The following is a 20051-nucleotide window of genomic DNA, read 5'->3' on the forward strand; positions in this document are numbered from 1 at the left end:
TGGCAGTTTTTCGAAGAAAAACTGTTTTGCAGAGCAAAATCAACACAGGGCAACAAGCCCGGTGTTGACCGGCGGAAAGCAGTGGGTACGGAAAAATAGATTGGAGATCTTTATGGATAATAAGCGAAGAGTAGTTATAACAGGAATCGGTACAGTAAACCCGACAGGTAATAATGTGTCTGAGTCATGGGAGAATATACAAAAAGGATATTGCGGAATTGGACCCATAACACATTTCGACACAGAAAATTTCACTGTTAAGCTTGCGGGTGAAGTAAAGAACTTTGATCCATCAGAGATCATCGACAGACGTGAGCAGAAACATATGTCCAGATTTACACAATTCGCAATCATAGCTGCAGAAGAAGCTATCAGGCAGAGTGGAATAAAGGATTCTGATGAGTATGATGCATCACGTATAGGTGTCATAGTATCTTCCGGAATCGGAGCACTTGATACAATTGAAGCTGAGCATTCGAAGGCTTTGAATCATGGATTTGAAAGAGTATCTCCGTTTTTTATACCTATGACTATATCAAACATGGCTGCTGCCAATGTTGCAATCCGTAATGGGTTCAAAGGGATGTGTACCTGCCCTGTAACAGCATGTGCAGGAGGATCCAATGCCATAGGTGATGCATTTCACAGAGTAAGAGACGGCTATGAAGATGTGATGATTGCAGGTGGAACAGAAGCATGCATTTCTCCGCTTGGGATTGGTGGATTCAGTAGCATGCGAGCTCTTAATCATTCTGAAGATCCGAATCGTGCAAGTATTCCGTTTGACAATGAGAGAAGTGGATTTGTTATGGGTGAAGGCGCAGGAATCATCGTCATGGAGGAAAGAGAGCATGCAATTCGCCGTGGGGCAAAAATCATTGCTGAAATCGTGGGATACGGAGCAAACTGTGATGCTTATCATATTACCAGCCCGAATCCTGAGGGTGAAGGCGGAGCTGATTGCATGCGTCTTGCAATAAAGGATGCGGGTATAGATAGTTATGATATTTCCTATATAAATGCTCACGGAACTTCGACACATCTGAATGATTCCTGTGAGACAAAGGCAATCAAGTCTGTATTTGGAGATCATGCTTATGATGTTCCGGTTTCATCAACTAAGTCTATGACCGGGCATCTGCTTGGTGCAGCAGGAGGCGTAGAAGCGGTTTTCTGTGTGAAAGCTCTTCAGGATGGTTTCATACCGGCAACTATAAATTACAGAAATGCTGATCCTGAATGTGATCTTGATGTTGTTCCAAATGAAGGCAGGAAAGCAGATTTAAAGTATGCCTTAAGTAATTCACTGGGATTTGGTGGACATAATGCCTGTCTTATTTTTGCTAAGGCATGAATACCATAAAATATAGTTGTCTGATAATGCACAATTCAGATAAAGACCAGTAAGAATACAAAGAAAGGAAAAGCTCCGATCATATACATTTTAAGATTGGAGTTTATATACAGTTATGGCAGATGAAATAAATAAAGTTAATGAGGCTTCTGAAGCAAGATTGCCAAAGGAACTTAATATAGAAGAAATCAAGAAAATAATTCCACATAGATATCCGTTTCTTCTTATAGATCATGTAAATGATTTTGAACCTGGGAAATTTGCGGATGCCACCAAATGTGTAAGTGTTAATGAGCCTTTTTTCCAGGGTCATTTTCCGGAGTATCCTGTAATGCCTGGAGTACTGATAATTGAAGCACTTGCTCAGACGGGAGCAGTAGCATTACTTAGTATGCCTGAAAATCAAGGTAAAATAGCTCTTTTTGGTGGTATTAAAAATGCAAGATTCAAGCGTCAGGTAAGACCGGGAGATGTTTTGGAACTTCATTGTGAGCTTACAAGAATGCATGGTCCTGTTGGGATAGGTACTGCAACTGCTCTTGTAGGTGGTAGAACTGCTGTTGTGGCAGAGTTGACATTTGCTATACAGTAATAGGGTATTGGAGCGAACTTATTGATTTTGTTTGATAAAAACGTTATGAAAGTGTACAAATCATTCGATTAAAAAATAACGGTTTAACTGTTAAGATCTGGGATAAGTGACTATTTGCCTTATTTGTATTTAAGAGTTATGTTATAATATGCTGTGTGGGGTACTTCTATAGCACGGTGAAAGGTTATTGAAGTTTTTCCATGTCTATCTTTTATGATATAAGGATGTTTTTGTATGCTTAGTAATGCTTTTGAAGAATTGTACAATAGATTCAGAGTCCATTTTTATATGCAGGTCTTTTCAAAGGAAAAAACCTTTGATGATTCACTGACATCAGTAGAAGCTTTCAGTCTGGAATGTATAAAATCTCTTGGAGAACCAACTGTGGCTGAATTTGCCAAGATGATGGGAATATCAGCTCCTAATGCAGCGTATAAAGTTAACGCATTGGTTCAGAAAGGATATATAGAAAAAGTACAATCTGAGTCAGATCACAGAGAGTACTTTTTACGTGCAACTGATAAGCTTGATGCTTATTATAAGAGCAGTTATGAGTTTCTTCAGAAGATCGTTGACAGATGTGAAGAACGTTTTTCTAAAGAGGACATAGAAAGATTAGATCAAATGGTAGCCACTATTACTGAAGAGATTATTCCTGAACTTGATCCGAGTCACTTCAAAAAAAGTGATCGCAGATGAGGTTGTTGATAATAAGAAAGAGGATGAGAACGTTTGGATTTATATCCAAACGTTTTTTAGTATAAGAATACTTTAGGGAAGCATTAGTGAAATACTGACAAAAAAACAATAGAAATTAGTACGTTTATTACTAATTGACTTTGTGTAATAAACAGAATATATTAAATGTAAGCGCTTACAAAATTAGGCTGAAGAGCACAGGTTGCCGTAAGCATTAGCAGTAAATATATGAAGGATTTGTTTGAAAGGGGCTATTTTAATGGAAAAGTTAAACTATCAGGTACTTGAGAAGTCTGGTTATCAGGGATATGTCCTTAAGGATGCACCTGTAAAAGTTATGCAGTTTGGAGAAGGAAATTTCCTTAGAGCTTTTGTTGATTATTTCTTTGATCTGTCAAATGAGAAGGCGGGGTGGAATGGAAAGGTTACACTTGTTCAGCCGATTGCACAGGGACTTACAGAGCTTATCAATGAGCAGGAGGGGCTCTATACACTTTATCTTCGTGGTTCAGAGAATGGTAAGAAGGTTAATAACAAGAGAGTTATTTCTGTATGTAAGGATGCTATAAACCCATATTCAAAGGAAGGATTTGAAGCGCTTCTTGAGCTTGCCAAGTCAGATGATCTTGAATATATCGTATCAAATACTACAGAAGCAGGAATCGTTTACGATGCAGATACCAGGTTCGATCAGGAGCCACCTGTTTCCTTCCCCGGAAAGATGACAAGAATCCTCTATGAGAGATTTAAGGCAGGAAAGGGCGGACTTGTTGTTCTTTCATGTGAGCTTATCGATGCTAACGGTCAGGAGCTCAAGAAGATTGTTAACCGTCACATAGATGAGTGGAATCTTGGAGCAGATTTCAAAAAGTGGGTAAATGAAGAGGTGCTTTTCTGTTCTACACTCGTTGACAGAATCGTTCCTGGACGTATCCGTGATCCTAAGGAAGTTGAAGAGATTGAGAAGGAGAATGGTTATACTGATCCACTCACAGATGTAGGAGAGGTATTCGGAGTATGGTATATAGAGGGTCCGAAGGAGCTTGAGGACAAGCTGCCATTCAAGAAGGCAGGAGTAAATGTTCATGTTGTTCCTGAAGTTGCGCCCTACAAGAAGAGAAAGGTTCGCATTCTTAACGGTGCACATACAGGTTTCGTACTTGGAGCTTATCTTGCCGGTTTCGATATCGTTCGTGATTGTATGCATGATGATGTGGTTAAGAACTATATGAATAAGATGCTTCAGGATGAAATCATTCCTATCCTTCCACTTGATAAGGAAGATTGTGAGAACTTCGCAGCAGCTGTTGAAGACAGATTTAACAATCCGTTTGTAGATCATCAGCTCATGAGTATTTCACTTAATTCAACATCAAAGTGGAAGGCAAGAAATATGCCATCATTTCTTGAGTATGTTGATAAATTTGGAAAGCTGCCTGAGGTTCTTGCAATGAGTTTTGCCGCATATATCGCTTTCTACAGCAACAATGTGCAGCGTCGTGAAGAGGATGGACTCATTTGCAAGCGTGCGGCAGGAAATGAATATAAGATTCAGGATGATAAGGAAGTTCTTGACTTCTACGATGCTCACAAGGCTGATGATGTTAAGACGCTTGTTCATACAGTTATGACAAATGTTGATTTCTGGGGACAGGATCTTACAGAAGTAAAGGATTTTGAAGAGACTACAGTTAAAAATCTTACTCTTATCAGAGAGCAGGGAGCTAAGGCTGCATACGCATCCGTACTGTAATATGAATTAATCTGACGTCAGTCTTTTGTGAAATGTCATTTGCGAAGACTGACGTTTTTACAAAACAGGAGAAAAACTATGGCTAAAGCAAAAGTGGTACATATCAATCCGGAGGATAATGTTGTAGTTGCTATTGCACCGATTGTAAAAGGAGATGAAATCAGGATATCTGATTCGGTTATAACTGCAATTGAAGATATACCTCAGGGACATAAAGTTGCGGTAAAGCCAATAAAGGCTGATGAACAGGTTGTAAAATATGGTGTTTCCATCGGTCATGCAACAGAAGATATCAAGGTTGGTCAGTGGGTACACACACATGACATGAAAACTAATTTAAGTGGAGAGGTAGTATATACCTACAATCCTGCTGTACCTGAGAAGAAAGAAGTTCCTACAGAAACTTTTGAAGGGTATGTACGTCCTGATGGAAAAGTTGGAACACGTAATGAGGTATGGATCATTCCGACTGTAGGATGTGTTAATGATGTGGCTAAACATCTTGTGGAGATGAATCAGGATATAGTTAAGGGTTCTATAGAAGGACTTTACACTTATACTCACCCCTTTGGATGTTCTCAGACAGGCGGAGACCATGCTCAAACAAGAAAAGTTTTGGCAGACCTGGTACGTCATCCTAATGCCGGAGCGGTACTTGTTCTGTCCCTTGGATGTGAGAATCTCACACATGAGCAGTTCCTTGAGGAACTTGGAGAGTATGACAATGATAGAGTGAAGTTTCTTACATGCCAGGATGTGGAAGATGAGTTTGAGACCGGATCTAAGCTTATACACGAGCTTGCAGTATATGCCGGAAAGTTTAAAAGAGAAACTGTAGGTATTGATAAGCTTGTATTAGGAATGAAGTGTGGTGGTTCAGATGGTCTATCTGGAATCACAGCAAATCCTACGGTAGGGCGTGTATCAGATATGATTGTGGCGCAGGGAGGAACAACCATTCTTACAGAGGTTCCGGAGATGTTCGGTGCTGAGAGTATGCTTATGGATAGATGCATAAATGAGGAAGTATTTAAGAAAGCTTCCGATATGCTGAATGGATTTAAGGATTACTTTATCAGTCATAATGAAGTGGTCTATGATAATCCTTCACCGGGAAACAAAGAAGGTGGAATAACTACACTTGAGGATAAATCCTGTGGATGTGTTCAAAAGGGTGGAAAGGCAGCAATATCAGATGTTTTGACCTATGCTGAACCTGTACATACCAAGGGACTTAATCTGCTTTACGGACCGGGTAATGATCTGGTTTCCAGCACAAATCTTACGGCTGCAGGATGTACTGTTATTTTGTTTACAACAGGAAGAGGAACTCCTTTTGGCGCGCCTGCTCCTGTTGCAAAAATTGCAACCAATGACAGACTTGCTGAAAAGAAAAAGAACTGGATTGATTTCAATGCGGGACCGGTTGCTTCACAGGGAGAATCGGTTGATGATGCCGGAAGAAGACTTTTTGAGTTTGTTAAGGAAATAGCATCAGGAAAGCAGACACAAGCAGAAAAACACGGTTTTAGAGAAATATCAATATTTAAAGACGGAGTTGTACTTTAATAAAATAAAAACCTGAATCGGTCTACCGATTCAGGTTTTTATTACGTAGAGCCTTAGACATAAATGTTTTTAATATAAAGACCGGATGATTGCGAAACTCGATTGATATCCGGAATAAAATGTCTATTAAACAGCAAAAATGATGTTCTTGTCACACTTGATTTCAACCACCTGGTTTGGATCCATGGAACCGTTTGAAATCATACCAAGGAAAGAATCAACAGATGTACTTGTCATCTCGATATCTAACTTGGAATTAATACGGTAAACATTAATCTGATGGTCTCCGTTTAACTGTGACAGAACTTTACGAATTCTATCCATCGTTATCCCCTCCTTATTCAGTTATCAAAGAGCTGAATATGTGCCAAACATACAGTTGATCATGCCGGATGATCAACAGGCAAATCTTAAAAACTCTATATACAAGTAGGTATTATAGCACATTCTATTAATTTGTCACCATAAAAATAAATATATAATGCATATTGCACAAAGTACTTATCTTGATGAATTTCATTCGAGAAATATAAGAAATATTTAGTCGAGTGATAAAGGATGTAATAGTGTAAAATGCACTAAAAAAGATTTTGGGGATAATATGGTGAATTAAGTGAAATAATTATTAAAAATCGAAGATGAATAATATAAGGATAATTAAGATGACAGAAGACTGAATAGTTATCTGATAATTGCCATAATACATATTAATTATTGTATTAAAATATGTTTGTTTGGCAGAATGGTAAACAAAATATAATAGAGTATTTTTATATGATACATAGAACAGTTTTATAAACTCAAAAAATCAGTCACGAAAATGTACCATAAAGGCAAAATGAACAAAAGGGAGAAAAGTGTCGAATATAAAAGGGCTATAATCTTTAATGAAAAAATGATTTATTATATGTGAAATTATTACAAAAAGTATTAAGCTTTGTAAAAGTGCATTGATTTTTGATAATTGTGGTGTTAATATCTCTGAAAATTAAATCATACATAACTAATAGTTATTTGGTAAACGTTTAAGTAAAAGTTTACCATAATTGTGAATTATGTTTATTCGAGATTGGATAAGCAACTTGATAATTTGAAAAGTTAGTTATGAATAATTTAATAATAAGGTGATATGATATGTCACCAGTTTGATAAATAATTGGGATAAACGGATGATCCCTTTTAGTGTATTTCAGGAGGAACTATACGATGAGTGAATTAAGCATTATGATTCCAAATCGTGAAGCAGTAAGCGATTTTGTTGAGTTGACATCAAGACTTCCATTTGATGTGGATCTTGTACAGGGATCAAAGATTGTTGATGCCAAGTCAATACTTGGAATAATCTATATGGGACTTGGTAAAGTTCTCAGCCTCAAGTTTAGAACAGAGAATCTTGCAGATGTACAAACATCACTTAAAGATTTTATCGTAGAGTGATCATAAACAAGCTAAAGGCGTTCGGAGTGGGTGAATTCCCAATTCGGGCGTTTTTTTCTTTTTCTATATCCTAATCTCCGGGGCCGTGATAATATGAATCTTAAAAGAGGTACATATGCAAATAGAAATTCAAAGATGCAATAGAAAATCCATAGTAATTACTGTAAACAGTAAAGCTCAGGTTATCATAAAAGCTCCATATCGTACTACAGATGCCGAAATACAAGATATTTTGCAGAAGAGAGCAAAATGGATTAAAGAACATGTGGATAAAGTAAATAAGGAAATTGAGCGGGCAGACAGTGTGGAACCGCTCACTAATGATGAAATCAGAATTTTGGGAGATCGGGCAGTATCATATATTCCAAAGCGTGTTGAATTCTTTGCGCCAAGAGTGGGTGTAAGCTATGGTCGCATAACTATAAGAAATCAAAAGAGTCGTTGGGGAAGCTGTAGTGCTAAGGGGAATCTGAACTTTAATTGCCTGCTAATGCTTACACCACCGGATATAATAGATTATGTTATAGTGCATGAGCTTTGCCATAGAAAAGAGATGAATCATTCGTATAAATTCTGGGAAGAGGTTGAAAAGGTTCTTCCGGACTATAAAAAGAGACGAAAATGGCTTAATGATAATGGCGGAGTTATTATAGGCCGTATGAGTGAATAATAGACAAAGAAGATGTTACTGCTGAATTATATTTAAGAAAGAATAGAGATTCGATAGTAGGAAAAAGACCAACCATTTTGAAAATGATTGGTCTTTTTTTAGTTCTTATTTTTTTTTCTGCTTCTTTTGGAACGACTGTTAAGAAGCAGATCTCTGCGGGCTTTTTGAGCCCTTGACAGATCGTTTGTATGCTTAAGCATACGTGTTCTTCGTCTTCTTCTTATGAATTCTTCCCTACGCTCCAGGAGGTAGTATATTCCAAAAACAGTTCCTGAAAGGAGTCCTATAGCACCAAGAATAAGCAATAATCGTATAATTGGCTTCTGAACCTCTATACGACCTTCTTTCTGATTAAGAACGATAGGTGCATGATTGTCCGAGGAGTCTACAGAGAGCTGGCCTGAAACTGTAGGACGCATAGGATCACTGTAGTTTACACTTATGCTCTCAGGTATTGTTTCTGTAATACTGTCAACATCGGAAGATGAAATGCTGTCCTTCTCATTAGGAGAATAATTTACCTGATCATTTAATCTGACGTAAGCATTGCCTACTGATCTGTCACCATATGTATAGGTTATGCGTGCAAAGGATCCGTCAGTTTTCTCGGCATCTGACAGATCATAAGATATAGCACCTGTGACTGAAGAAAAGTCAGAACCTGCCGGAATAGTAACATGATATGAGGAAGGAATTTCAAATCCTAAAGTATTTACAATCTGTATATCATTTACCTTTAGATTGCTTGTAAGCTTTTTTAGGTTTTCGTCATAAGATGAAGCTTCAAGAGACTTGAAGTTCTGATATCCGAAATCAAATAGATTCTTAGTATCTGTGTATTGGGAATTATGACCGTTAAGGATGACACATATAAGTGTCATTCCGTCCTTGTTGCACGCGGTTACAAGAGTGTTTCCCGCCAATGTTGTATATCCGGTTTTTCCTGCGAATACTCCGGGATAATACTCTTTGTAACTTCGTCTCATCATATGATGATGGGCGTAAACAGTATTTTCCGAATCGTCATCATTGGGATACTTTGTTATCGGTGCGTGTGTATATACCTGTGTTGCGTCAATAGCTCTAAAAGTATCGTTTTTTATAGCATACTGCATTATTTTTGCAAAATCGTATGCGCAGGTATAATGTTCAGGATTATTAAGACCTGAAGGGTTTGCAAAATGTGAATTAACGCATCCGATTTCAGCTGCTTTTGTATTCATCATATCGGCAAACTTTTCATTGGAGCCGGCAATGTATTCTGCTAAAGCATTGGCACAGTCATTGGCTGAATGCAGGAGTAGACCATATAGGCAGTCACGAACCGAAAGCTTATCGCCGGGAACAGCTCCGATTATAGTAGAGTTAGGTTCCAGATTGCCGTTAACCGCAGCATATGAAAAGGTGACTTTATCATCCAGGTTCTGACAATTCTCAAGAACAAGTATTGCAGTAAGTACCTTTGTAATGGAAGCAGGATAGTATGCGGTTGTTGCATTTTTCTCATATAGGATGGCATCTGAGTCTGCATCAATCAGTATTGCACCCTCTGAATTGAGTGAAAATGATGCCTGAGGCCATCCTTCTTCAGCATAAGCGGTTATAGGTAATACTGAGTTGCCAAGAATCTCTAAGATTCCGGTCGATAATATTGAAGAATTGTCAGTGCGTTTACATTCAGTACAGATACTTATGGAATTAGTTACAAGTAAAGATATGGTAAATGCCAGTAAGATACGTTTACTGTATTTATGTAAAATTGCGTTTTTATACATTGTCTTTATCATTTGCTTCTTTTACAGCCTTTTTTAGAATAACAGATACCTTATACAGGTCACCATCAATGGTTATAACCAGTTCTCCATTCATGAGCTTAGTGAGACTCTTTGCGATGGAAAGACCCAAACCAGACCCCTCAGTAGTACGGCTTACATCGCCGCGTACAAATCTTTCTGTCAACTCTTCAGGAGAGATATTGAGAGGTCTTGAGGATATATTTTTTATGGTACATGAGGCGGTACCCGATTCCTCATCTTCTTTTATATCCACATAAACCCTTGAGTCGCGTAATGCATATTTGCAGCAATTGTTTAAAAGATTTTCGATGACACGCCATAAATGCCTGCCGTCTGCGCGAATCATTACCGGATGATCCGGGTAATTAAGTATCATCTCGAGATGGGATGCATTAGTTTTATCTTCAAACTCGCCGAGAGCCTGTTCAACGATTTCGTTATAGTTGATATCGGCAAAATCTATTTTTACATTTCCGGAACTTGCCTTGCTTGCCTCTACAAGATCTTCTGTTAGAGTTTTAAGTCTGGTTGATTTCTGATCCAATACCTTTAAGTATTCCTGAACCCTTGGATTGTCGATTTCTTCACGCTTCATCAGGTCAACGTAGCTGATGATCGAAGTTAAAGGTGTCTTAAGATCATGTGATACATTTGTGATCAGGTCGGCCTTGAGACGCTCTGATCTGACCTGCTCATCAACAGCCTTGCTAAGTCCGGTGGATATATTCCAAGTATAGAAATCAATAGCCATGATAATGATAAGTATAGCTACTGCGGCAAGAAAAGACTTCAGACTTTCTTGAGTGAAAAAGTTAATAAAGAGCATGACAATCATTATGATAGCAAACAAATTTGGAAGTACGAACAGAATATAGCTGAAAAGTTTGGAACCTGTTCTTTCAGCGCTGTGTACATAATATCCAAAAATATCATATATCTTCTTTAATAAGCTGTTTTTCCATATACGATCAGCTTTGTAATTTCTGATAATGGACAAAGCCATAGGAACAAATACTATATACTTTAGCAGGAAACTGAGTGATGATTCAAAAAAATATGAATCAGGTACTGTTCCTATGATGCGTTCAACAGACTCGATAAGAGTAGGAGATAATAATCCTGTAAATACTGCCCAGATTAAGAATGTTGCAATGACGCATTCAATAGGGAAATCATCTGCCTTATAGAGATGTATCTTTGTATCCGTGATATCACTTCCGTGGCCTGTCCAAAGAATCAAAAACCCGATAGATACCAGTGATATCAGTGCTGAGATAAAAAGAATAGTAAGCCCCACAACACTTGTGGTACGGTGGTTGTTATATAGTTCCGCATTTTTTTGAAAACTATCAGCATAAGGGAATGATGTATCTATTCCTACTGAAAAATGATACTGGGATTTATCTGAATCAAAAGGATTTCTTGCCTGTAAAAGAGGAATAAGATTTTGAGGCAGATTCTTAAAGCTTGTGGATACCTCAAGAGAAGTTGAATCAGAGTATGCATAGCTTGGAAGGTTTCTTATATCATTTTCAGAGAGGTTTGGAGCATTTGTGAATATAACCTTAGAATTTTTAGAAGTATAGGTTATATTGAAGAAAAAGTTTGTACTGTCATTGCTGAATTCGCTTTTTACCGCGTAGTACCTCGCCAGATAAGTAAGAGCTTCCTCTGCCAATGATCCAAGAGACATCTGACCATCTGTGGGACTGGACTGCTTGTAGTTTGGAAGATATGCTCTGTATTGAACGATTATCTGATGGTTCAATTCGTCTTCTTCTTTGGAGATAGTTCTGGTTCCATTGGTCTGAAGCTGATTCCAGGCATCGAAGTAGTATCCCATGGATCTGGCATATTGGATCAGGTAATCAAGAGAATAGGAGACATTCTGCCCCTGTACGTCAGCCTGAGCAATAATGAGTCCGAGATTCAATTTGCCATCCTGTTCGAAAATGTCTGTTAATTGAACATAATCGAATATATCGGTGATCATATGATTGGCTTTAGCTTCATATGAAGAACTCTGGACATAATTTGGCTGACGAATAAATTCAAGAGCTGATCCCTCGGCGGCACCAAGTGTAAGCATACCTATGCTGAATATGATCATAAGTATCGATGTGAAATTGATAATTGCTGTAATAGTCTTTTTCATATTATTTGTAATAATGATAACGCCAGGCAAGAGATAGATCTCCAACCCGGCGATATGTAGTGTGAAGTGTGCTGAAACAATTGGAAATATTATTTAGCTGCATCCTGTTTTTCAATTTTATAACCAACGCCCCAGACAACCTTGAGATAACGGGGCTCTCTGGGATTGATCTCGATCTTTTCGCGTATATGACGGATGTGTACAGCAACAGTGTTATCTGCTCCGATAGCCTCTTCGTTCCAAATCGAGGTATAAATGTCATCGATGGAAAATACTTTTCCTGCATTCTTGACTAAAAGGAGAAGAATATTGTATTCGATAGGTGTCAGCTTTACGACATTACCGTCAACTGTAACTTCCTTTGTGTCATCATTCATGACAAGACCGCCACAGACATAGACATTATCATCATCTGCCTCTCCGATATTTCCAAGCTGCGTATATCTTCGGAGCTGTGACTTGACTCTGGCAATAAGCTCAAGTGGATTGTATGGCTTTGTGATATAGTCATCGGCTCCGACATTAAGCCCCAAAATCTTGTCATTATCTTCGCCCTTTGCTGACAACATGATAATAGGAATAGAACTGCTTTCACGAATCTTCAATACTGTATGTACGCCGTCAAGCCCCGGCATCATAACGTCAATGATAAGAAGATCAACCTTCTGCTGTCCCATGATATCAAGTACATCATAACCGTCGTATGCTTTAAGGACGTTGAAGCCTTCCCCGGTAAGATAAATAGATATAGCTTCGACGATCTGTTTGTCGTCATCGCATACTAGAATTGTCTGCATATAAGAACCTCCTGTGGGTAGGTAAGTATCAAAATGAATATAGATACCAATAAACTACATTATTATATAATATTGTGTTATTCAATGCAAAGAAAGCGTGGGTGTTAAAAAAGGCTTCCGGAGTAAAACCGGAAGCCTTTTATATGCTGCCTGGAGTTAGCTTTAAGCAGCGGCTTGTGTTTCAGAGGCAACTTCCTGAACAAACTGCTTATTTAAGTAAGCATCGCGTCCATTATAGTCAATCATGATCCATTCATCACCGGCCTCCCCCTTATAGGTTACCTGAACGCCTGCATCAAGTACTTCGAGAACTTCACAATTGGTATTAGGTTCAGTTCTTACCTTAACACCTGTTGTGGTTACCCATACGGATGAAACTGCAGCTGTTTCCTGAGCGGCAGTTGTTTCAACAACTGTTTCCTGAGCTGCGGTTGTTTCGATCACTGTTTCAGTTGATGCAGCAGTTGTTTCAATGGTTGATTGTGAGGAGCCACCCATGATGATACGTATCAGAATAATAAGGAGTATCAGACATGAGATAGGAATCAGGAACTTCATGACATTGTATAAATCCATATCAAATCCCTGTCTCCGCTTGGGACGACGACCTGAATTGCGACCTGAACGTCCGCTCCGTAATCCTGAACCGGATGTACGATGACCGGAATTTCTGGAAACCCGCTCACTGTCTCTAAGGGGTCTTGTGGGACGAGAACCTCGTCTTCCATCAGAAGAACCTCTGTTTCCGGAAGTAGTGTTTGAAAGAGGAACATTTACGCCGGAAAGATCCTGTTGAGAAATTCCTGCATCGTATTCACTTCCAATTGTTGTATCAGCATACTGTTGATCATCGGAATAGGTGGTATCCTGTGAAGTATATGATTGAGCTGTAGGCCTTGTCTGATATGTCTCCATATAGGTATTAAGCTCTTCACGGATAAGAGAAAAGGACTCATTGGCAGCCTGTGATGTAGGGGCATCACCTGCTTCGGCCTGTTCTCCGTATATGCGTATAACATGATAATTGTCTCTGGTCTGGCTTGAAATCAGCTGATTCTCGTAGAGCTGATCAATATCGCTGTCAAGATTGTTTGACACAAGCACAGCTCTGTCTATCTGCATTCGAACAAGTGTCTTTAATATGCGCTTATTCAAAATAAGAGCATCGCTGTATTGACCATTTAGGATACTTTGCTGAGCCTGATTTAGATCATTGCGTATCTTGCCCCAGATACTGGCTTCTCTCGGCGTTGGCATGAAAAAAACCTCCTTACGGAAATACGGAATCAGATAAAGAAATCGAGGCAGAATAAAGGAAATATCTGCGAATCGGAAAATCTATCTTTTAATAGTATATTTCCGGATAATTTACTTTTAGTATACAAAATTTCAAAAGTCACTTCAAGGGAACAACAAGGTATTTGTTATGACTTGCCGAAATAATGTTTATATGTTAAACATAGTAGATAAAAATTATGACAGAGATATGAACGCAGTATGAAGAGAAATTTTCAAAAAGCTTATCATTTGTAAAAACATGCAGAAAGGTATGGAATTATGAGATTAAGACATATAACAGGATCTGAAGATTTTGTTGCAAATTCAGATTATGTAACACATGATCCTGAGAATAACAAGGGAAGATGGACGGCATTCTTTGGTAATGATAATCCGATAAGAATAGAGATAGGTATGGGAAAGGGACAGTTCATTGAAAATATGGCTGCCCGCAATCCTGATATCAATTATATTGGTATAGAAAGATATGATACTGTAATTCTTAAAGCCATAAAGAAGAGAGAAGCGATGGAGAAAGACGGAGTTAAGCTGGATAACCTGACATTTATCTCTATTGATGCCAGACTTCTTGCAGATGTTTTTGCACCTGGGGAGGTTGACCGTATATATCTGAATTTCTCTGATCCATGGCCTAAAGACAGACAGGCAAATCGTCGTTTGACAAGCCCTGTATTTATGAAAATATATAGAGAATTCTTGAAAGCAGATGGACAGCTTGAATTTAAAACGGATAATACAGGCCTGTTTGACTATTCACTGGAGTCTATTCCTGAATCCGGATGGAAGCTTAGTGCAGTAACAAGAGATCTTCATAATGATTTCTCCATGAATGAGGGAAATATCATGACTGAATATGAAGAGAAGTTTTCTGCAAAGGGAAACCCGATATACAAGCTGATAGCGGTTCAATAAAAAATCAAAAATAGTGTTGACAATACAAAATCATTCATGTATTATAAACAAGCGCTGTGAGGAACAGCGCATTGGATATGCACCTTTAGCTCAGTTGGTAGAGCAGCGGACTCTTAATCCGTTTGTCCAGGGTTCAAGTCCCTGAAGGTGCATTTTTTGTTACCTAAATATATGATAAGAAGCAAAGGAAAGCCGAGGTCCTCAAGGGACAACGGTTTTATTTTTATTGTAAGAATAAAGTAACAAGTATTTTTAAACGTGATGCTATAATTTAATGACTTATAAAGTGGTATAGTGCGAGTAGTGCTTTGATACAAAGATGGATTGTGAATAATAGTGATTTTATAAACAATCTGTGCCGTCTTTAAAAAGGCGGAGGAATGGAGATTTTTATGTTCAATCGTAGATTATTGCGAGTCACTTCACTTACGCTTGTGGCAAGTATGCTTATGATGACCGGATGTGAGCAGCAGATAAGCGGGACTGTAAGTGCAGAAAGTGAATCTGAGATTATCGTTACTACAGCTCCTGAAACAGAAGCTGTAGAGGCTGTGGCGGCATTAGGAATCAATTCAAATGTTTTGCCATCAATAGCAGGTGTAACGGTTGCCGAATCGGCAGAAGATCTGGCTCCTGTCAATCTTACTGTAGGAGTTATCAATTCAGTTGTTAAGGATCTGCAGCAAAGACTTATGGATCTTGGTTATATGGACCCGGACGAGCCGACTACTTATTATGGTGATGCCACATCCCTTGCAGTTCAGTATTTCCAGAGACAGGTCGGAATGGCCATGGATGGAATATGTGGTGTGGGAACCTGGGATGCAATAATGGCTGATAGTGCCCCGCACTATGCATTAAAGCTCGGATTCCAAGGCAATGATGTAACTCATGCCCAGTATCGTTTGTATAATCTTGGTTATCTTTATAATGCATCTGATATAAACGGAACATATGATGAGACGACCATGGAGGCCGTAAAGAAATTACAGGAGACAAATGGACTCACAGCAGATGGAATATATGGTACAAGTACATACAATCTTTTGTATTCAGATGAAGTAAAGGCCAATGTTGTAGCTCTTGGCGAACAGTCTGATCTCGTAAAGAAGTATCAGCAGATACTTATTAATCTCGGATATCTTGAGGGCGAGGCTGACGGAAACTTCGGATTAGGTACACAGAATGCCGTAAAAGCATTTCAGTCAAGAAACGATCAGGTAGTTGATGGTTATCTCGGACCGGATACAAGAAAGGCCCTTGAAGATCCCAACGCTATTCCATTTGCAATGCGTTTAGGTGAGCAGTCGGATTCTGTTAAGGAGCTCCAGGAGTATCTTGTGAAGTACGGATATCTTTCATCTGATAAAGCAACGGGCTATTTTGGTGAACTTACAAAAGCTGCTGTAGCAAATTTCCAAAAGAAGAATGGACTTACTGCGGATGGACTTGCAGGAGCCAAGACTATCTCACTGCTTCATAGCGGTAATGTTAAGAAGAACACAACATCAAGCAGTTCCTCAAGCAGCAGTTCAAGTTCGTCTTCGAGTGCGGCAACAAGCGCAGCAAATGCCGGAATAACAAGCAATGCAGGAAATACAGCTGTATCAATTCCTTCAACAGCAGCGGTAGGAAACGGTGGAGAAACAGTTTCTGGTTCTGCAGCGGCACTCATTGCTATCGCTTCATCCAAGATCGGTTGTCCATATGTTTGGGGATCAAAGGGACCAAACAGCTTTGACTGTTCAGGATTTGTATACTGGTGTCTCAACCAGGCAGGAGTAGGTATCTCTTATATGACATCTTCAGGTTGGAGAAATCCGGGAAGATTTAAGAGGGTATCATATAATGAGCTTCAGGCCGGAGATATCATTGTTGTTTCCGGACATGTAGGTATTGTTGCTGGTGGTGGAACGATAATTGATGCTTCATCCTCAAACGGTCGAGTAGTACACAGATCACTTGGATCATGGTGGGCAAATCACTTTATCTGTGGCTGGAGAATTTTTAGCTGAGAATAGTGAAATAAAAAATCATATTTACTTCACATATAACACTTAAAAAGGCATCATCCTTATGGGATGGTGCCTTTTTCTATGCTTTCAGATATTTTGAACAGTCTGGTATAGAAGAAATAATCTTGAGATAGTAAAAAAATCCAGATATTATGCGGAAAAATTGCTTAACCAGTGTTTTATCAGATACGTGTTTCTTTTACAAAGGTGTCTATAAGTTTTATAGCAGCACTGGAAAGATTTCGGGATCTGTCAATCAAAAGGCAGAAAGTACGATCAGGAATGGGTTCTAAAATTGGGACACGATATACAAGACCTCGCTCCAGTGCGTCTTTCGCCAAATCTTCGGGATAAAAACCACATCCCAGATCATTTTCTACCATAGGAAGAATCTGATCAGTTGAAGAGGCTTCCAATTCAGGTTGAAATGTAAGCTGATGATTTAAAAAGTATTGTACATACAGTTCTCTTGTACCGGTTTCACGTCCAACGCTTATGATCGGATATTTGTTCAGTTCTCTTAAAGATATGGGTTTTTCTGTCAAATGTTTAAATCCGGGGCCAACTATAGGGATCTCTTTGAAATGAAATAAAGGATCCATGGTCAAAGGTTCCCTGATGGTAAGAGGTGTTGTTACAAGAGCAAAATCAGCAGAACCGTTTTGGAGAGATTTTATAGCCTTTGGTGTTGCGTGATTGGATATCCGTATGCTTATATCAGGATATTTACTTTTAAAATCATGAAGAACAGGAAGAAGTACAAGTCGGAGTGCATTTTCTGAAGCAGCAATAGTAACCTGGCCTGATTCCAGATTAACATCTTTATCCAGCTCACGTTCGCCTTCCTCCAATTGTTCAAAAGCAATGATCACATGTTCATATAGACGCTGCCCGTTTTGAGTCAGAGTGATTCCTCTTTTGCCTCTCTGCATTAGCTTACATCCCAGACTTTCTTCGAGATTGGTCATGGCTCTGCTGACATTAGGCTGATTGGAACCAAGCATTCTTGCAGCCTGTGTAAAGCTTTTATAGGTTCCTACATAATAAAAGATTCTGTAGTAGTCATACGATATCATAAAGTACTCCGTTTAATATGTATTATGCAGTTAAAAAATATGCTGAAGTGGTTTAGCAATTAACGTACTTGATAAATATGCAATTATAATTTGTATTTTTTTGCCGTAAATATTTATGAGCACTGTGCGGATGGAAAAATTTTTTTGAAAACAATCATTTTTAAAATTTAAAGCCACAAAGGTGATTTTGTTATTTAAATAGACAAAATAATTTGTATTTTAACAAACAAAAATATAGCAAAATGTATAATCCATGTCAAATTGACATGAATAACATATAAAAAATGCGGCTTGAATATTAAAAATCGCGGAATATAATAAGTTCGCGCGAGTTTAGAAAAAATTTTTCTATTTTTAGAGAAGATTTCTCAGCCAAGCGCATGCAACTAAATTTTAAGAATGGAGGTAGTAGAATGGAGCAGTTTACCGAGGAACTCCAGGAACAATTGCAGGTGTCGACTGCGTTTACGATTCCGGTGTTTGGAGGGATACAGGTTGCCGAGTCAACGGTTATCACATGGATCATCATGGCGGCCCTTACTGCGTTGTCAGTTTATCTGGGATCAAATCTCAAAGTGAGAAATCCGGGAAAAAGGCAGCAAGTGGCCGAGCTTATCGTTTCATGGTTTGATAGCTTTACGGGCGAGCTTCTTGGAGAGCATGGAAAGCAGTACAGCACCATTATCTCTGTGATTCTCATCTATATCGGTCTTTCCAATGTAATCGGTCTTTTCGGATTAAAACCGCCGACCAAGGACCTGAATGTAACAGTTGGTCTTTCACTTATCAGTATTTTCCTTATTGAAATCGCAGGATTCAGGAGAAAAGGAGCAAAGGGGTGGATCAAGCACTTTTCAGAGCCTGTGGCTATCGTAACTCCGATTAACATCTTAGAGCTTGTGATCCGACCTTTATCACTGTGCATGAGATTGTTTGGTAATGTACTTGGTGCATTTATCATCATGGAGCTGATAAAGATGGTTATTCCTGTCGGTGTTCCGGCAATCTTCAGCCTCTATTTTGATATATTCGACGGACTTATTCAGGCTTATGTATTTGTATTCCTGACATCACTCTACATTCAGGATGCAACAGAATAAAAATTAAAATCATATATAACAAATCATATTCTTATTATTAAAAGGAGAAAAAGTTATGAGCATGACAGCTATTGGTGTAGGTTTAGCAGCACTTGCATGTTTAGGAGCAGGTCTTTCAATTGGTATTGCAACAGGTAAGGCAGCAGAGGCTATTGCGAGACAGCCTGAGGCAGACGGAAAGATCATGAGAATTCTTCTTCTTGGATGCGCACTTGCCGAGGCAACTGCAATTTACGGATTCGTTCTTGGTATCCTTTGTATCTTCTTCCTTGGATAATCACATAAACATTAATCAATAATTGTAGGAGAAGAAAAGGCATGTTAAGAGTAGATATCAATTTATTATTTACTGTTATAAATCTGCTGGTTCTTGTATTTCTTATGAAGAAGTTCCTTTTTAATCCGGTTCGCATTGTTATTGAAAAGCGCCAGGCTGAGATTGAAGAATCTTATAAGAAGGCTGAAGAGACAAATGTCGCAGCAGATGAATTAAAAGCGAAGTATGAAGCCGGTCTCAATAACATTGAGGAAGAACGCAAGCAGACAATTAATAAGGCAAAGATCGACGCTTCAAAGGAATACGATGAGATCGTAAATAATGCTAACAAGAAGGCTGAGAAGATTCTTGCCGAGGCAAAACTTCAGGCAGAAAAGGAAGCGGAGACAAAGCAGCGTGAGATGCAACAGCAGATGGCAGTACTTGTGGCTGAGGCAGCATATAAGATCGCAGCTTCTCATGACAGCGAAGCAAATGATATAAAGCTGTTCGATCAGTTCCTTAGTAGCAATAGTCAGCCTACAAACAAGGATGAGCAGGAGGCATAATA

The 20051-nt window shown here is 38.7% G+C and carries 18 protein-coding genes and 1 tRNA gene; 13 read left to right on the forward strand and 6 right to left on the reverse strand.

The window, feature by feature from the left end; genetic code table 11:
• The first annotated feature begins 112 nt into the window (after positions 1-112).
• From fabF to BM294_RS05830, 5 genes are all read left to right on the forward strand, one after another.
• Positions 113-1354, forward strand: a complete 1242-nt coding sequence (gene fabF / locus BM294_RS05810; protein ID WP_091205688.1) for a beta-ketoacyl-ACP synthase II — start codon at positions 113-115, stop codon at positions 1352-1354.
• 115 nt (positions 1355-1469) lie between these two features.
• Positions 1470-1946, forward strand: a complete 477-nt coding sequence (fabZ, locus tag BM294_RS05815; protein WP_175494549.1) for a 3-hydroxyacyl-ACP dehydratase FabZ — start codon at positions 1470-1472, stop codon at positions 1944-1946.
• A 234-nt stretch (positions 1947-2180) separates the two neighbouring features.
• A complete protein-coding gene (locus tag BM294_RS05820; RefSeq protein WP_091205690.1) occupies positions 2181-2645 on the forward strand; it encodes a MarR family winged helix-turn-helix transcriptional regulator in 465 nt (154 codons plus the stop codon).
• Positions 2646-2904: 259 nt separating this feature from the next.
• Positions 2905-4398: a tagaturonate reductase gene (locus BM294_RS05825; RefSeq protein WP_091205691.1), complete on the forward strand. Its 1494-nt coding sequence runs from the start codon at positions 2905-2907 to the stop codon at positions 4396-4398.
• A 78-nt stretch (positions 4399-4476) separates the two neighbouring features.
• Positions 4477-5967, forward strand: coding sequence for a UxaA family hydrolase (locus BM294_RS05830; RefSeq protein ID WP_091205693.1), 1491 nt, complete (start codon positions 4477-4479; stop codon positions 5965-5967).
• 126 nt (positions 5968-6093) lie between these two features.
• Here the strand turns inward: BM294_RS05830 and BM294_RS05835 are convergent, their stop codons facing one another.
• Entirely contained in the window at positions 6094-6291 is a 198-nt protein-coding gene (locus BM294_RS05835; RefSeq protein ID WP_091205695.1) for a hypothetical protein, read from the reverse strand.
• A gap of 882 nt (positions 6292-7173) precedes the next feature.
• Here BM294_RS05835 and BM294_RS05840 point away from each other — a divergent pair.
• Together BM294_RS05840 and BM294_RS05845 are read left to right on the forward strand one after the other, a co-directional pair.
• Entirely contained in the window at positions 7174-7404 is a 231-nt protein-coding gene (locus BM294_RS05840; protein ID WP_091205697.1) for an HPr family phosphocarrier protein, read from the forward strand.
• 115 nt (positions 7405-7519) lie between these two features.
• A complete protein-coding gene (locus BM294_RS05845) occupies positions 7520-8074 on the forward strand; it encodes a M48 family metallopeptidase (protein ID WP_091205698.1) in 555 nt (184 codons plus the stop codon).
• A gap of 98 nt (positions 8075-8172) precedes the next feature.
• On the opposite strand, the gene BM294_RS05850 is transcribed toward BM294_RS05845, so the two are convergent.
• The 4 genes from BM294_RS05850 to BM294_RS05865 form a co-directional block, all read right to left on the reverse strand.
• Positions 8173-9861, reverse strand: coding sequence for a D-alanyl-D-alanine carboxypeptidase family protein (locus BM294_RS05850; protein ID WP_091205699.1), 1689 nt, complete (start codon positions 9859-9861; stop codon positions 8173-8175).
• Positions 9842-12025: a sensor histidine kinase gene (locus BM294_RS05855; RefSeq protein ID WP_139225855.1), complete on the reverse strand. Its 2184-nt coding sequence runs from the start codon at positions 12023-12025 to the stop codon at positions 9842-9844. Before BM294_RS05855 ends, BM294_RS05850 begins: the two co-directional genes overlap by 20 nt.
• Before the next feature lie 89 nt (positions 12026-12114).
• Positions 12115-12822 (reverse strand): response regulator transcription factor, encoded by a 708-nt coding sequence (locus BM294_RS05860; protein WP_091205703.1) that lies wholly within the window; start codon positions 12820-12822, stop codon positions 12115-12117.
• A 162-nt stretch (positions 12823-12984) separates the two neighbouring features.
• Complete coding sequence (locus BM294_RS05865; RefSeq protein ID WP_091205704.1) at positions 12985-14079, reverse strand: SH3 domain-containing protein; 1095 nt, start codon at positions 14077-14079, stop codon at positions 12985-12987.
• Between the two features lie 300 nt (positions 14080-14379).
• Here BM294_RS05865 and trmB point away from each other — a divergent pair, with 300 nt between their 5' ends.
• The 3 genes from trmB (at position 14380) to BM294_RS05880 (ending at position 17048) form a co-directional block, all read left to right on the forward strand.
• Positions 14380-15033 (forward strand): tRNA (guanosine(46)-N7)-methyltransferase TrmB, encoded by a 654-nt coding sequence (gene trmB / locus BM294_RS05870; RefSeq protein WP_091205706.1) that lies wholly within the window; start codon positions 14380-14382, stop codon positions 15031-15033.
• Between the two features lie 79 nt (positions 15034-15112).
• Positions 15113-15185: transfer RNA gene (locus BM294_RS05875), tRNA-Lys, on the forward strand.
• A gap of 240 nt (positions 15186-15425) precedes the next feature.
• Positions 15426-17048: a C40 family peptidase gene (locus tag BM294_RS05880; RefSeq protein WP_242944437.1), complete on the forward strand. Its 1623-nt coding sequence runs from the start codon at positions 15426-15428 to the stop codon at positions 17046-17048.
• A 182-nt stretch (positions 17049-17230) separates the two neighbouring features.
• Here BM294_RS05880 and BM294_RS05885 read toward each other — a convergent pair whose 3' ends face one another.
• A complete protein-coding gene (locus BM294_RS05885) occupies positions 17231-18124 on the reverse strand; it encodes a LysR family transcriptional regulator (protein WP_091205709.1) in 894 nt (297 codons plus the stop codon).
• A gap of 413 nt (positions 18125-18537) precedes the next feature.
• Between BM294_RS05885 and BM294_RS05890 the strand changes: the two genes are divergently transcribed.
• The 3 genes from BM294_RS05890 to atpF all read left to right on the forward strand — a co-directional run bounded on the left by BM294_RS05890 (position 18538) and on the right by atpF (position 20049).
• Entirely contained in the window at positions 18538-19224 is a 687-nt protein-coding gene (locus tag BM294_RS05890; protein ID WP_091205711.1) for a F0F1 ATP synthase subunit A, read from the forward strand.
• Between the two features lie 61 nt (positions 19225-19285).
• Positions 19286-19501 (forward strand): ATP synthase F0 subunit C, encoded by a 216-nt coding sequence (gene atpE / locus BM294_RS05895; RefSeq protein WP_091205980.1) that lies wholly within the window; start codon positions 19286-19288, stop codon positions 19499-19501.
• Positions 19502-19542: 41 nt separating this feature from the next.
• On the forward strand, positions 19543-20049 hold the full coding sequence (gene atpF / locus BM294_RS05900) for a F0F1 ATP synthase subunit B (RefSeq protein WP_091205713.1): 507 nt from the start codon (positions 19543-19545) through the stop codon (positions 20047-20049).
• Positions 20050-20051 lie beyond the last annotated feature (2 nt).

The sequence above is a fragment of the Oribacterium sp. WCC10 genome (assembly GCF_900113415.1).
In the GTDB taxonomy this organism is placed as follows: domain Bacteria; phylum Bacillota; class Clostridia; order Lachnospirales; family Lachnospiraceae; genus Oribacterium.